The organism is Streptomyces sp. NPDC107575, assembly GCF_055657265.1.
Map to the genome: position 1 here is coordinate 1 of NZ_JBVKBG010000002.1, position 14,863 is coordinate 14,863.

The 14,863-nt window shown below is 68.5% G+C and carries 6 protein-coding genes, 1 tRNA gene and 1 rRNA gene; 7 read left to right on the forward strand and 1 reads right to left on the reverse strand.

Translation table 11 applies throughout. From position 1 onward, the window contains the following. The first annotated feature begins 163 nt into the window (after positions 1 to 163). The 3 genes from rrf (at position 164) to ACZ7L4_RS06860 (ending at position 1,221) form a co-directional block, all read left to right on the forward strand. Positions 164 to 280 (forward strand): 5S ribosomal RNA (rrf, locus tag ACZ7L4_RS06850). Between the two features lie 118 nt (positions 281 to 398). Beyond that, positions 399 to 1,064 carry a DegT/DnrJ/EryC1/StrS family aminotransferase gene (locus tag ACZ7L4_RS06855; protein WP_472101929.1) on the forward strand — a complete coding sequence of 222 codons (666 nt, stop codon included), beginning with the start codon at positions 399 to 401 and terminating at the stop codon, positions 1,062 to 1,064. Positions 1,065 to 1,148: 84 nt separating this feature from the next. Beyond that, a tRNA-Thr gene (locus ACZ7L4_RS06860) sits at positions 1,149 to 1,221 on the forward strand. A 71-nt stretch (positions 1,222 to 1,292) separates the two neighbouring features. Here ACZ7L4_RS06860 and ACZ7L4_RS06865 read toward each other — a convergent pair. After that, positions 1,293 to 3,914 (reverse strand): SpoIIE family protein phosphatase, encoded by a 2,622-nt coding sequence (locus ACZ7L4_RS06865; protein ID WP_450817408.1) that lies wholly within the window; start codon positions 3,912 to 3,914, stop codon positions 1,293 to 1,295. Between the two features lie 380 nt (positions 3,915 to 4,294). Here ACZ7L4_RS06865 and ACZ7L4_RS06870 point away from each other — a divergent pair, with 380 nt between their 5' ends. The 4 genes from ACZ7L4_RS06870 to ACZ7L4_RS06885 all read left to right on the forward strand — a co-directional run bounded on the left by ACZ7L4_RS06870 (position 4,295) and on the right by ACZ7L4_RS06885 (position 14,795). After that, positions 4,295 to 9,853 carry a HAMP domain-containing protein gene (locus ACZ7L4_RS06870; RefSeq protein WP_472100423.1) on the forward strand — a complete coding sequence of 1,853 codons (5,559 nt, stop codon included), beginning with the start codon at positions 4,295 to 4,297 and terminating at the stop codon, positions 9,851 to 9,853. 274 nt (positions 9,854 to 10,127) lie between these two features. Further along, positions 10,128 to 10,808, forward strand: coding sequence for a response regulator (locus ACZ7L4_RS06875; RefSeq protein WP_385769324.1), 681 nt, complete (start codon positions 10,128 to 10,130; stop codon positions 10,806 to 10,808). A 136-nt stretch (positions 10,809 to 10,944) separates the two neighbouring features. After that, a complete protein-coding gene (locus tag ACZ7L4_RS06880; RefSeq protein WP_472100425.1) occupies positions 10,945 to 13,719 on the forward strand; it encodes a DNA translocase FtsK in 2,775 nt (924 codons plus the stop codon). Positions 13,720 to 13,940: 221 nt separating this feature from the next. Beyond that, the gene (locus ACZ7L4_RS06885; RefSeq protein ID WP_472100427.1) at positions 13,941 to 14,795 is read left to right on the forward strand and encodes a helix-turn-helix domain-containing protein; all 855 of its coding nucleotides are present in this window, start codon (positions 13,941 to 13,943) and stop codon (positions 14,793 to 14,795) included. Positions 14,796 to 14,863: the final 68 nt, after the last annotated feature.

Genomic DNA, 14,863 nt, shown 5'->3' on the forward strand with positions numbered 1-14,863 from the left:
TTGATAGGCCAGATCTGGAAGCACCGCAAGGTGTGGAGGTGACTGGTACTAATAGGCCGAGGGCTTGTCCTCAGTTGCTCGCGTCCACTGTGTTGGTTCTGAAACCACGAACAACCCCGTATGTCGGGCCACGACTACGGTGCGGTTGACAGTTTCATAGTGTTTCGGTGGTCATAGCGTGAGGGAAACGCCCGGTTACATTCCGAACCCGGAAGCTAAGCCTCACAGCGCCGATGGTACTGCAGGGGGGACCCTGTGGGAGAGTAGGACGCCGCCGAACTAATTTTGATAAAGAGCTGATCCCCGAACCTTTTGGTTCGGGGATCAGCTCTTTTTTGTTGCTCGTCACCTGTCGTTCACGTCGCGTGGGCACGATCCCTGACATGGGCACAGTTGAAATGCTGCGAGCCGCAGGTGTCGGTACCGGGGACGAGGTCATCGTGCCGGCGTTCGGGAACGCCGAGGTGGCCGAGGACGTCGTGCGGGCGGGGGCCGTGCCGGTCTTCGCCGACATCGACCCGGAGACGTACTGCATCGATCCCTCCCACGTGGCTGCCGGTGTGAGCGCAAGGACGGCCGCTGTCGTTGCCGTGCACCGCTTTGGGAATCGGGCCGATCTCGCCCGGCTGCGGGAGCTGGGCCGGCGGCACGGCCTGCTGGTGCTCGAGGAGCCCGGCGAGTCCGAGAAGTCGTACGACGAGGTGGCTCAACGCCGTGTGCGCGCCGCCTATTTGAGCGCGCGACTCACCGGCGTACGGACGCCTGTCGGGCAGGAGGGGCACACGTATCAGCAGTACGTGGTGCGGGTGCCCGGTAATGGGCGGCCGGATCGGGACGCGTTCGCGAGGGTGTTGCGGGGGAAGGGCGTCGAGTGCCGGGTGCCGGTGAAGACGCCGGTGCACCGGCTGCCGGGTTTCCGGTACGACATCGCGCTTCCGGAAACCGAGCTGGCCGCCGACGAGACGCTTGCGCTGCCGGTCGAAGCGGCAATGTCTCGGCGGCAGTTGCAGCGGATCGTGCACGCCTGCAACGCATTGGGCGGATTGCTGCAGCCGGCCTTCTAGAGCCGCCCTGGTGGTGGTTCTGAGGGGCCTCAACATCAGGTATGCTTTATGTCGTTGCCGAGCGGAAAACCGCGAAAGCGACAGGCCCCTATAGCTCAGTCGGTAGAGCGTCTCCATGGTAAGGAGAAGGTCAGCGGTTCGATTCCGCTTGGGGGCTCGTGAATTGAAGGCCTCCGCCCATCGGGCGGGGGCCTTTTTCATTTCCCCCGCCCCCTGCCCCCGGGCCTGTCAGTCGTGGTGCAGGCCCGGGACGCGCATCGCGAGGATCGCCATGTCGTCCGACGGGGCGTCCGCGGCGAAGCGCTCCACCGCGCGCATGATGCGGGCGGCGACAGCACCGGCCGTGAGGCCCGTACAGGTGGACAGGACGTCCGCCAGGCCGTCGTCGCCGAGCATGCGGCTGCCCTCGCGGCGCTCGGTGATGCCGTCCGTGACGCAGAGCAGGACGTCGCCCGGGTCGAGCGTCAGCGTCTGCTCGTACAGCTCCAGGTCGTCCATGACGCCGAGCAGCGGCTGCGGCTCCGCGTACGGCTCGACCGTGCCGTCCTGGCGGAGGCGGAGCGGGAGCGGGTGGCCGGCGCAGACCATCTTCACGATCGCCGAACCGTCCTCCTGCGGCCACAACTCCCCGTAGAGCAGAGTGAGGAAGCGGCTGCGGGCGCCCTCGTCGAGGATCGCCGCGTTCAGGCGCTCCAGGACCGCAGGGCCGCCGAAGCCCTCGCGGGCGAGCAGGCGCAGGGCGTGGCGGGCCAGGCCGGTGACGGCCGCCGCCTCCGGGCCCGTGCCGCAGACGTCGCCGATGGCGAAGCCGTACGCGCCGTCCCGGATGGGGAACAAGTCGTAGAAGTCGCCGCCCACCTCGTTGCCCTCGCCGGCCGCGCGGTAGATGACCTCCACCTCGACGCCGGGGACGTCCGGGAGCTCCGGGGGCAGGAGGCTGCGCTGGAGGGACTGGCTGATCGCCATGCGCTCCGAGTAGAGGCGCGCGTTGTCGAGGGCCAGGGCCGCCCTGCGGCTCAAGTCCTCGGCCAGCTCCAGGATTTCCTGGCGGAAGTGCTCGTCCGTGGGCTTGCCGAGGGTCAGCATGCCGATGACGCGGTTGCGGGCGACCAGGGGGAGGACGACGGTCTCGCCGCCGACCGCGGAGGCCGTCTGGAGCGTCGTGCCGATGCCGGAGCTGACGCTCGCCGGCTCGCCGAGGCCCAGGCTTCTCATGGACGTACGCAGCGCCGCCTGGTGGGCGGCTTCCGCAGGGGCGGCCCAGACGCGGGCGCCCGGGGTCGGGACCGGGTCCGGGGGCGCGATCTTCGAAAGGAGCGCCTTCAGACCGTCGATGCGCTCCTCGTCCTCGTGCAGCACATAGGAGAGGTACGGCTCCGATGCCTGGTCGGCGATCGTGTAGACCGCGCACCAGGTGGCGAGGGTCGGGACCGTCATCTGGGCCATCAGCGCCAGGGTTTGGTCGCGGTCGAGCGTGCCCGCCAGAAGGTCGGAGGCCTCGACAAGGAAGCTGAGCGAACCGCGGCGGAGCTTTTCGAGTTCGCCGAGGCGGGCCGATTCGACGGCCAGTGCGATGCGGTCGGCGGCGAACTGGAGGCGGAGCGCCTCTTCGTTCGAGTAGCGGTCGGGGGCTTCCGCGGCGACGCCGAGGGAGCCGGTGAGGCGGCCCTCGACCTTGAGGGGGACGGTGACGACCGAACGCATGCCCGTGCCGTTCAGGAGCGGTACGGCGCCCGGGACTTGGGTCAGGTCCTCGTGCACGGCGGGCATGCGGGCCGAGCCGTAGCGGTTGGGGCCGACTTCGACGGGCACGCGCGCGAAGCGCTGCCGCGCGGAGGGCAGGCCGGTCGAGGCGCGGACCTCCAGCTCCGTCTCGTCGTCCGTGGCGAGCAGCAGGAACGCGGAGTCGCCGTCGAGCATGTCGCGGGCGCGCTCGACCGTGCGCTGGAGCAGTCCGTCGAGGTCGTCGGGCGCAGGCGAGCCGATGAAGACCTCGAACGGGTCGGAGCCCTGGCTCTCGGAGTGCGATCCCGGGTCGGGAGAGGGGAGGCGCAGCGGGGTCTGGAGGACCGCCCGCTCGTGGTCGCGGACCAGGAGGCAGACGGTCGACGGGTCGCCGTCGGTGTCGCGCACGCGCAGGTGCGAGGCGTACACGGGCGTCACGCGGCCGCTGGCGCCGCGGATGCCGTAACTGCCCTCCCAGCGCGAGAGTTGGAGTGCGTCGACGATGCCCGTGCTGGTGCCGGGGGTGTGCGGCCACGCCGCGAAGTCCGTGAGGGGCTTGCCGGTGACCTGCTCGGCGGCGTACCCGAAGAGCTCCTCCGCGTCCTCGTTCCACCCGGTGATCGCGCCGACCCGGTCGATCTGGACGACGGCCACGCGCACCCGCTCGTCCGCGAGCGGGAGGAGGTCGGTGGGGAGGTTGGGGCCCGCGGCGCGGGTGCCCACCGAGCGCTCGGGGAGGTCGAGTTGGAACCAGACCCGCTTGTGCGTGGCCGAATAGTCGACCCCCCAGCGGCCGGCGAGCGCGGCGCAGAGCTGGAGGCCGCGGCCTCCCTCGCGGTCCGGGCTGCCCATGTTCATGGCGGAGGACTGCAGCGGGATCTCACGTTCCGGATAGCGGTCCGAGACCTCGATGCGGACGTGGTCCTCACTTCGCAGGCACAGAACCTCCGCGGATGTGCCCGCGTGAACCACGGCATTTGTCACGAGTTCGCTGGTCAGGACGACGGCGTCGTCGATGATGTCCGCATGGCCCCACCCTTGGAGGGTGTCGCGTACGAAGGAGCGGGCGGTCGCGACGGAGCGTCCGACCGGCTCGAAAGTGGCAGCCGCGCGCGCGGTGATCACAGAACTCCCTGTACGAGTTGTACTCGATGTCCGAGTGTCGAGGCCCAGGTCTCCCGTACCCATGTCTCGGCCGCCCCTCCGATGCCCGCTCGTTTTCCGCCACCGCCCAGGCCGGGCAGACCGGGGTGGGTGGACAGCCGCATGCAAGGTTACTTACCTTCGCCGTCCATGCGGATGCCGGTCGTCTGTGTTTCCGCCCGGAGGGTGTGCGGACGGTGTGCGAAGCTGCCGAACTGTTATGGCCTGGTTCAGCCATGGTGAAACACTGGGCAAGCTTCCATAGAAGAACGCATTGAAGTGCCGATGCGGCGGTAGAAGCGAATCCGAGAAACACCCGAGCAACCCGAGCAGTACAGGTCGATCCCTGCGGGAGGGACACAGTGGAGTCTGGCGCAGCGACGCGAAGCAAGAAGGCGCGCGCAGAAGGCGGACAGTCCCTGACAAAACAGCGCAAAACGCGCGGTGGCAGTGGGACGACGACCGTGGATACCGCGGCGCTGAACCGCTTGCTCGCAGGTCTTGTCGCGATGAGAGACGGAAATTTCCGCAAGCGCCTGACCGTCAGCGGCGACGGGGTGATGTCGGAGATCGCGGCCGTCTTCAACGAGGTGGCCGACCGAAATCTGCACCTTACGGGCGAGATGTCCCGGGTGCGGCGCATGGTCGGCCGCGAGGGCAAGCTCACCGAGCGGCTCGAGACGGGCGCCTGTGAGGGCTCCTGGGCCACCGCGATCAATGCGTCCAACGCGCTCGTGGACGACCTCGTACGGCCCGTCTCAGAGGTCGGAAGGGTGCTCTCGGCGGTCGCGGACGGCGATCTGTCGCCCCGGATGGAGCTGCGGGCCCAGGTGCCGGAAGGGAAGCCCGAGGGGCACGGGCATCCGCTGCGCGGCGAATTCCTGAAGGTCGGCCGGACCGTCAACAACCTGGTCGATCAGCTCTCCACGTTCACCGACGAGGTCACGCGCGTGGCCAGCGAGGTGGGTACCGAGGGCAAGCTCGGTGGGCAGGCGCGCGTACGTGGAATGTCCGGTTCGTGGAAGGACCTCACGGATTCGGTCAACACAATGGCGTACCGGCTGACCGCACAGGTACGTGACATTGCTCTCGTCACCACCGCGGTGGCCAAGGGTGACTTGTCCCGGAAGGTCACGGTTCACGTCGCGGGCGAGATGCTCGAGCTGAAGAACACCGTGAACACGATGGTGGACCAGCTGTCGTCGTTCTCCTCCGAGGTCACGCGTGTGGCCCGGGAAGTGGGCACGGAGGGTGAGCTCGGCGGTCAGGCCCAGGTGCCCGGTGTGGCCGGCGTGTGGAAGGACCTCACCGATTCGGTGAACCTCATGGCCGGCAACCTGACCGCGCAGGTGCGTGGAATCGCGCAGGTCACCACGGCCGTGGCCAACGGTGATCTGTCGCAGAAGGTCACGGTGTCGGCGCGCGGCGAGGTCGCCCAGCTGGCCGAGACCATCAACCAGATGACGGAGACCCTGCGAACTTTCGCGGACGAGGTCACGCGTGTGGCGAACGAGGTCGGTGCCGAGGGTCAGCTCGGCGGCCAGGCCAATGTGCCGGGAGCCGCCGGCACGTGGAAGGACCTCACCGATTCGGTGAACACGGTTTTCCGGAACCTCACAACTCAGGTGCGGGACATCGCGACCGTCACGACGGCGGTGGCGAACGGTGATCTGTCGCAGAAGGTCACCGTCGACGTCGCGGGCGAGATGCTCGAGCTCAAGAACACCGTGAACACGATGGTGGACCAGCTGTCCGCCTTCGGTTCCGAAGTCACGCGTGTGGCCCGGGAGATCGGTGTCGAGGGTGAGCTGGGCGGTCAGGCGCTCGTGCCCGGCGCCGCCGGTACGTGGAAGGACCTGACCGACTCCGTCAACACCGCGTTCCGCAACCTCACCGGACAGGTGCGCAACATCGCCCAGGTGACGACGGCGGTGGCGAACGGTGATCTGTCGCAGAAGGTCACCGTCGACGTCTCCGGCGAGATGCTCCAGCTGAAGAACACCGTGAACACGATGGTGGACCAGCTGTCGAGCTTCGCCGACCAGGTGACGCGAATGGCGCGTGACGTGGGCACGGAGGGCCGCCTCGGCGGTCAGGCCCGCGTGGACGGCGTGAGCGGCACGTGGAAGGAACTGACCGACTCCGTCAACTTCATGGCCGGAAACCTGACGTCTCAGGTGCGGCAGATCGCTCAGGTCACGACCGCGGTGGCGCGGGGTGACCTGTCGCAGAAGATCGACGTGGACGCGCGCGGCGAGATCCTGGAGCTGAAGAACACCATCAACACGATGGTCGACCAGCTCTCCGCCTTCGCGGACCAGGTGACCCGGGTGGCCCGCGAGGTGGGCACCGAGGGCCGGCTCGGCGGCCAGGCGCAGGTGCCCGGCGTCGCCGGCGTGTGGCGGGATCTGACGGATTCCGTGAACGGCATGGCCGGAAACCTCACGGCCCAGGTGCGCAACATCGCCCAGGTGGCCACGGCGGTGGCGCGGGGTGACCTGTCGCAGAAGATCGATGTGGACGCGCGCGGCGAGATCCTGGAGCTGAAGAACACCCTCAACACGATGGTGGACCAGCTGTCGGCCTTCGCCGAGCAGGTGACCCGGGTGTCCCGCGAGGTGGGTACGGACGGCATCCTCGGCGGCCAGGCCGAGGTGCAGGGCGTGTCGGGTACGTGGAAGGACCTGACGCAGTCCGTGAACGGCATGGCCAACAACCTGACGCTTCAGGTGCGGAACATCGCCGAAGTCACGACGGCGGTGGCGCGCGGTGACCTCTCCAAGAAGATCACGGTCGACGCCAAGGGCGAGATCCTCGAGCTCGTCACCACGGTGAACACGATGGTGGACCAGCTGTCCTCGTTCGCCGAGCAGGTGACCCGGGTGGCCCGTGAGGTGGGCACCGAGGGCCAACTGGGCGGTCAGGCAAGGGTTCCGGGCGTCACCGGCATCTGGAAGGACCTGAGCGACAACGTCAACCTGATGGCCAACAACCTGACCATGCAGGTGCGGAACATCTCCCAGGTCGCCAACGCGGTGGCCAACGGTGACCTGACCCGTCAGGTCACGATCGAGGCGCGCGGCGAGGTCGCGCAGCTCGCCGACACGTTCAACACGATGGTGCGGACCCTGAGTTCGTTCGCCGACCAGGTCACCAAGGTGGCCCGCGAGGTGGGCACGGACGGCATCCTCGGCGGCCAGGCCCGCGTACCCGGAGTGTCCGGTACGTGGAAGGACCTGACCGAGTCCGTGAACGGCATGGCCTCGAACCTGACCGGACAGGTGCGCAACATCGCGATGGTCACGACCGCCATCGCCAAGGGCGACCTGACCAAGAAGATCGACATCGACGCGCGCGGCGAGATCCTCGAGCTGAAGACCACGATCAACACGATGGTCGACCAGCTGTCGTCGTTCGCGGAGCAGGTGACCCGGGTGGCCCGTGAGGTGGGCACCGAGGGGCAGCTGGGCGGCCAGGCACGGGTGCGCGACGTGGACGGCACGTGGCGCGACCTGACCGAGTCCGTGAACGAGATGGCCGGAAACCTGACCCGTCAGGTGCGCGCCATCGCGGCCGTCGCCACCGCGGTGACCCGCGGCGACCTCAACCTCAAGATCGACGTCGACGCCGCGGGCGAGATCCAGGTCCTGCAGGACAACATCAACAAGATGATCTCCAACCTGCGCGACACCACGATCGCCAACGAGGAGCAGGACTGGCTCAAGGGCAACCTGGCCCGTATCTCCGGCCTGATGCAGGGCCGTCGCGACCTCGACGACGTGGCGGGGCTCATCATGAGCGAGCTGACGCCGGTCGTGTCGGCGCAGCACGGCGCGTTCTTCCTGGCGCTGCCGCTGGACGACAGCGCCGACGCGACGGTCGCCGACGAGGACGCGTACGAGCTGCGCATGTGCGGGAGCTACGGCTACTCCATGGGCTCCATGCCCACCGCGTTCCGGCCCGGCGAGACGCTCATCGGGACGGCCGCCCAGGAGCGGCGCACGATCCTCGTGGACAACGCGCCGAGCGGCTATCTGAAGATCGCCTCCGGGCTCGGTGAGGCGCCTCCGGCGCAGGTCATCGTGATCCCCGTGCTGTTCGAGGACACCGTGCTCGGTGTGATCGAGCTGGCGTCGTTCACTCCGTTCACGCAGATCCAGAAGGACTTCCTGAACCAGATCGCGGAGATGATCGCGACGAGCGTCAACACGATCTCCGTGAATACGAAGACGGAGGTCCTGCTGCGGCAGTCGCAGGAGTTGACCGAGCAGCTCCGTGAGCGTTCCGCCGAGCTGGAGAACCGGCAGAAGGCCCTCCAGGCGTCCAACGCCGAGCTGGAGGAGAAGGCCGAACTGCTCGCCCAGCAGAACCGTGACATCGAGGTGAAGAACACCGAGATCGAGGACGCGCGGCAGGTCCTGGAGGAGCGCGCCGAGCAGCTCGCCGTCTCGATGCGCTACAAGAGCGAGTTCCTCGCCAACATGTCGCACGAGCTGCGTACGCCGCTCAACTCGCTGCTCATCCTTGCCAAGTTGCTGGCCGACAACGCCGACGCGAACCTCACCCCGAAGCAGGTCGAGTTCGCCGAGACGATCCACGGAGCGGGCTCCGACCTGCTCCAGCTGATCAACGACATCCTGGACCTGTCGAAGGTCGAGGCGGGCAAGATGGACGTCTCGCCGACGCGCATCGCCCTGGTGCAGCTTGTCGACTACGTAGAGGCCACGTTCCGGCCGCTGACCGCGGAGAAGCAACTCGACTTCTCCGTAAGGGTGTCGCCGGAACTGCCCACCACGTTGCACACCGACGAACAGCGGCTCCTTCAGGTGCTGCGCAACCTGCTGTCCAACGCGGTGAAGTTCACCGACTCCGGTGCCGTCGAGCTCGTCATCAGGCCGGCGGGTGCCGACGTACCGAACGCGATCCGTGAACAGCTGCTGGAAGCCGGCTCGTTGACCGAGGTGGACGGCGATGTGATCGCCTTCTCGGTGACCGACACCGGCATCGGCATCGCGGCCAGCAAGATGCGCGTCATCTTCGAGGCGTTCAAGCAGGCCGACGGCACGACGAGCCGCAAGTACGGCGGTACGGGCCTCGGCCTGTCCATCAGCCGCGAGATCGCCCGCCTCCTGGGCGGCGAGATCCACGCGCAGAGCGAGCCCGGCCGCGGCTCGACGTTCACGCTGTACCTGCCGATGCACCCGAGCGAACTGCCGCCCCAGGGGTACGCGCAGCTCGCGCCGACCATCGAACCGGGGGAGCGGCTCGCCCTCGACGCGGCGCCCGAGCCCGAGCCCGCGGAGGTGGAGACACCGGCCGAGGTGCGGTCCTACCAGGACACGCAGAACGGGCCCGCGGCGCTGTTCAGGCGGCGTCGCAGGTCGACTCCGACGCAGCCCGAGCGCCCGGCGCCGCAGGCCCCGCTGCAGGGCCAGCCGCTGCCCGCCCAGGAGCGTGCGGAGGAGCACTGGGACGGCGGCGGCATGTCGGGCGCGACGGGTTCGGCCGAGAAGAGCACGCCCGCGCCCCGGCACGGGCTGCTGTTCGGTGGCGAGAAGGTGCTCATCGTCGACGACGACATCCGCAACGTGTTCGCGCTCACCAGCGTCCTGGAGCAGCAGGGCCTGTCGGTGCTGTACGCGGAGAACGGGCGCGAGGGCATCGAGGTGCTCGAACAGCACGACGATGTGACAGTCGTGCTGATGGACATCATGATGCCGGAGATGGACGGCTACGCGACGACGACGGCGATCCGCAGGATGCCGCAGTTCGCCGGGCTGCCGATCATCGCGCTCACCGCGAAGGCGATGAAGGGCGACCGGGAGAAGGCCATCGAGTCGGGCGCTTCCGACTACGTTACGAAGCCGGTCGATCCGGATCATCTGCTCTCTGTGATGGAGCGGTGGATGCATGGTGAGTGACCGGAAACCGGAATGTTCAGGATGAGTTGCTGACTGAGTGTGGTCGAAGCCGTGTAGAGGCGCGGGATTCGGGGAACCTTCTGGTCTCCCACCGCGTTTCTGCTACGTGCACGGTGACATCGCGGTGACAGGGTGTGGCGACAGGCGGGGTGCGGCTACCATGACCGGCACAAGGACGGACGACGCAAGGGAGTCGTCCCCTGGGGTGGCGAAAGGAGCCTCCCCGAGTCCTGCGGACAGGGGCGGCCCCATGCCGGGGCGAGGAGGGCGGGCCATGGTGCAGAAGGCCAAGATCCTCCTGGTCGATGACCGGCCGGAGAATCTGCTGGCGCTGGAGGCCATCCTCTCCGCGCTCGATCAGACACTGGTACGGGCATCGTCCGGGGAGGAAGCGCTGAAGGCGCTGCTCACGGACGATTTCGCGGTCATTCTGCTGGACGTTCAGATGCCGGGAATGGACGGTTTCGAAACCGCGGCGCACATCAAGCGTCGCGAGCGGACACGGGACATCCCGATCATCTTCCTCACGGCGATCAACCACGGACCGCACCACACGTTCCGTGGCTACGCGGCGGGGGCGGTCGACTACATCTCCAAGCCGTTCGACCCCTGGGTGCTGCGCGCCAAGGTCTCGGTGTTCGTCGAGCTGTACATGAAGAACTGCCAGCTCCGGGAGCAGGCGGCGCTGCTGCGGCTCCAGCTGGAGGGCGGCGGCAAGGCCGTCGGGGACGCCAAGGAGCCCGCGGGGCTGCTCGCCGAGCTGTCGGCGCGGCTCGCCGCGGTCGAGGAGCAGGCCGAGGCGCTGTCGAAGCAGCTGGACGACGAGTCCGCGGACGCGGCGGCGGTGGCCACGGCCGCCCACCTGGAGCGCAAACTCACCGGGCTGCGCAGGGCACTTGACGCCCTGGAGCCCGGAACGGGGAGCGGAGCTCCCTCGCTGCCCTCGCAGAACTGAGGCGGTCGCCCCGGAATCGGGGGCGGCCGCTCGGCTTTGAGAGCACGTCAGTTTTCGCCCCGTCAGTTCGCGACACGATCGGGTGAAGCAGTGGGCACACGTGTCCAAGGTCGGCTCCCCCGGTAACCTCACACCCATGGCCTCACGTCCCGCAGCCAAGAAGACGCCCGCGAAGAAGACGGCGGCGCCGACCAAGGCTCCGGCGAAGAAGGCCGCTGCCAAAAAAGCCCCCGCGAAGAAGGCCGCGGCCAAGAAACCCGCCCCCAAGCGGGCACCCGCCAAGAAGTCCGCGGCCAAGAAGCCGGCCCCCAAGGCGGCACCCAATCCGACCGGGGGCCTCTACAAGCTCGTGCGCGCCCTGTGGCTCGGCGTCGCGCACAGCGTGGGGGCGATGTTCCGCGGCATAGGGCGTGGCGCGAAGGGGCTCGACCCGGCGCACCGCAAGGACGGGCTGGCGCTGCTGCTGCTCGGGATCGGGCTGGTCTGCGCGGCCGGTACCTGGTCCAACCTGCAGGGCCCGGTCGGCGACCTCGTCGACATGCTGGTGACCGGCGCGTTCGGCCGCCTCGACCTGCTGGTGCCGATCCTGCTGGGGATCATCGCCGTACGCCTCATCAGGCACCCCGAGAAGCCCGAGGCCAACGGGCGGATCGTGATCGGCCTCTCCGCGCTCGTCGTCGGCGTGCTCGGACAGGTCCACATCGCGTGCGGCTCACCCGCGCGCGGGGACGGCATGCGCGCCATAAGGGACGCGGGCGGGCTCATCGGCTGGGCCGCCGCGACGCCGCTGAGCTTCACGATGACCCAGGTGCTCGCCGTCCCGCTGCTGGTTCTGTTGACCGTGTTCGGGCTGCTCGTGGTGACCGCGACGCCCGTCAACGCCATCCCGCAGCGCCTGCACCAGCTCGGCGTGAAGCTCGGCGTGGTGCACGAGGAGGCGGCCTTCGCCGACGCGGACCCGGACGAGTACGACGACGAGTGGCGCGAGGCCACGCCCGTGCGCTCGCGCAAGCGCTCCGCGGCCCCGGAGTCGTACGACCCGGACCGGGCCGAGGAGGAGGCGTTCGCCAAGCGGCGCAAGTCGCGGCGGTCCGTGCAGCCCGCGATGGAGCGGCCGATGGACGCGGTCGACGTGGCCGCGGCGGCGGCCGCCGCTCTCGACGGGGCCGTGCTGCACGGCATGCCGCCGTCGCCGCTGGTCGCGGACCTCACGCAGGGCGTCTCGGGTGAGGGCGCCGGCGAGAACAGCGGTGAGACGTCCACAGGGGACCGCTCGGCACCCGTCCCGGGGGCCAGGGCCAAGAAGGCCCCGGCGGGCGCTCAGAAGGAGCCTGAGCCGACGCCCACCTCCCTCGGCGTGCCGGACCTGACCAAGGCCGCGCCCGACGCGCGCGGCGACCTGCCGCCGCGCGCCGAGCAGCTCCAGCTCGCCGGCGACATCACCTACGCGCTGCCCTCCCTCGACCTGCTCACCCGCGGTGGCCCCGGCAAGTCCCGCAGCGCCGCCAACGACGCGGTCGTCGAATCCCTGCAGACCGTCTTCACCGAGTTCAAGGTCGACGCGGGGGTCACGGGCTTCACGCGCGGCCCCACGGTCACGCGGTACGAGATCGAGCTCGGCCCCGCCGTGAAGGTCGAGAAGATCACGGCCCTGGCGAAGAACATCGCCTACGCCGTCGCGTCCCCGGACGTCCGGATCATCTCGCCGATCCCCGGCAAGTCCGCGGTCGGCATCGAGATCCCGAACACGGACCGCGAGATGGTCAACGTCGGCGACGTGCTGCGCCTGGCGGACGCGGCCGAGGACGAGCACCCGATGCTGGTCGCGCTCGGCAAGGACGTCGAGGGCGGCTACGTGATGGCCAACATGGCCAAGATGCCGCACATCCTGGTCGCCGGTGCCACCGGTTCCGGCAAGTCCTCGTGCATCAACTGTCTGATCACGTCGATCATGATGCGGGCGACCCCCGAGGACGTCCGGATGGTCCTCGTCGACCCCAAGCGCGTGGAGCTGACGGCGTACGAGGGGATCCCGCACCTCATCACGCCGATCATCACCAACCCCAAGAAGGCCGCCGAGGCACTGCAGTGGGTCGTGCGGGAGATGGATCTGCGCTACGACGACCTCGCGGCCTTCGGCTACCGGCACATCGACGACTTCAACCAGGCGGTCAAGGACGGCAAGCTCACCACGCCCGAGGGCAGCGAGCGGGAGCTGAAGGCGTACCCGTATCTGCTGGTGATCGTCGACGAGCTCGCCGACCTGATGATGGTCGCGCCGAGGGACGTCGAGGACTCCATCGTCCGGATCACGCAGCTCGCGCGCGCGGCCGGCATTCACCTGGTGCTCGCCACGCAGCGTCCGTCGGTCGACGTCGTCACCGGCCTGATCAAGGCGAACGTGCCCTCACGGCTCGCGTTCGCCACCTCCTCGCTCGCCGACAGCCGCGTCATCCTCGACCAGCCGGGCGCCGAGAAGCTCATCGGCAAGGGCGACGGACTGTTCCTCCCCATGGGGGCGAACAAGCCGACCCGTATGCAGGGCGCCTTCGTCATAGAGGACGAGATCCACGCGATCGTCCAGCACTGCAAGGACCAGATGGCGCCCGTCTTCCGGGACGACGTCACGGTGGGCACCAAGCAGAAGAAGGAGATCGACGAGGACATCGGCGACGACCTGGACCTGCTGTGCGCGGCCGCCGAGCTGGTGGTCTCCACGCAGTTCGGCTCGACCTCCATGCTGCAGCGCAAGCTGCGCGTGGGCTTCGCCAAGGCCGGTCGCCTCATGGACTTGATGGAGTCGAGGAACATCGTCGGACCCAGTGAAGGTTCGAAGGCTCGTGACGTTCTTGTGAAAGCCGATGAGCTGGAGGGAGTGCTCGCGGTGATCCGCGGGGAGGCTCAGTCTTAAGGTGATCCCCTCACTCGAACGACGTCACCCGTACGGGCATCGGAGCAACCGTTTCCTCATCGGCTGCGTCAAGTTGAGGGGGAGACAGCCTGGTACGTCGCCGGCGGGATGGCAGGCCATTCCGATGGCGTACAAAGTCCGACCGCCCGGTTGCCTCACCCATTCACACCCCCCCTACACTGAACCTCCAGCAGGTGGCTACACGCTCGAAAGGCGCCCCCGTGTCCATCGGCAACTCCCCTGAAGACGACCGCCCTTCGGAAGACCGCATCCCGCACGCGGACGACGACCGGCCGTCGATCGGTCGTGCCCTCCAGCAGGCACGCGTCGACGCGGGTCTGACCGTCGACGAGGTCAGCCAGTCGACCCGGGTGCGCATCCCGATCGTGCAAGCCATCGAGCAGGACGACTTCTCGCGCTGCGGCGGTGACGTGTACGCGCGAGGCCACATCCGTACGCTCGCGCGTGCCGTGGGCCTCGACGCCGAGCCGCTCCTCGAGCAGTACGGCGACGAGCACGGCGGACGCCCCGCGCCGACGCCGGCCACGCCGCTGTTCGAGACCGAGCGGATCCGCTCCGAACCGCGCAGGCCCAACTGGACGGCCGCCATGGTCGCCGCGATCGTCGCGGTCGTCGCCTTCGTCGGATACACCGCCTTCAGTGGCGGCGACGGCGACGGCGGACAGCAGCAGGCCGCCGAGGGCTCCACCCCGGCGACCAGCAAGCCCACGACCGCGAAGCCGAGCCCCAGCGCCAAGAAGCCCACCGACCCGAAGCCGGAACCGAGCGACAGCGCCATCGCCGCGGCCCCCGCGGACAAGGTCACCGTGAAGGTGAACGCGTCGGACGGGCGCAGCTGGATCTCCGCCAAGGACCACAACGGGCGGATCATGTTCGACGGGCTGCTGCAGGACGGCCAGACGAAGACCTTCCAGGACAACAAGAAGATCGACCTCGTCCTCGGTGACGCGGGCGCGATCAAGCTGTATGTGAACGGCAAGCAGATCGAGGACGAGTTCCAGTCCGGCCAGGTCGAGCGGCTGTCGTACACGAAGGGTGACCCCGAGGTCGGCTGAGGCCCACTGAGGCGGGCGATCTTGCGGTAACCCCTCGCGGCTTGGGCTGTCGGTGGGACGAAGTAGTC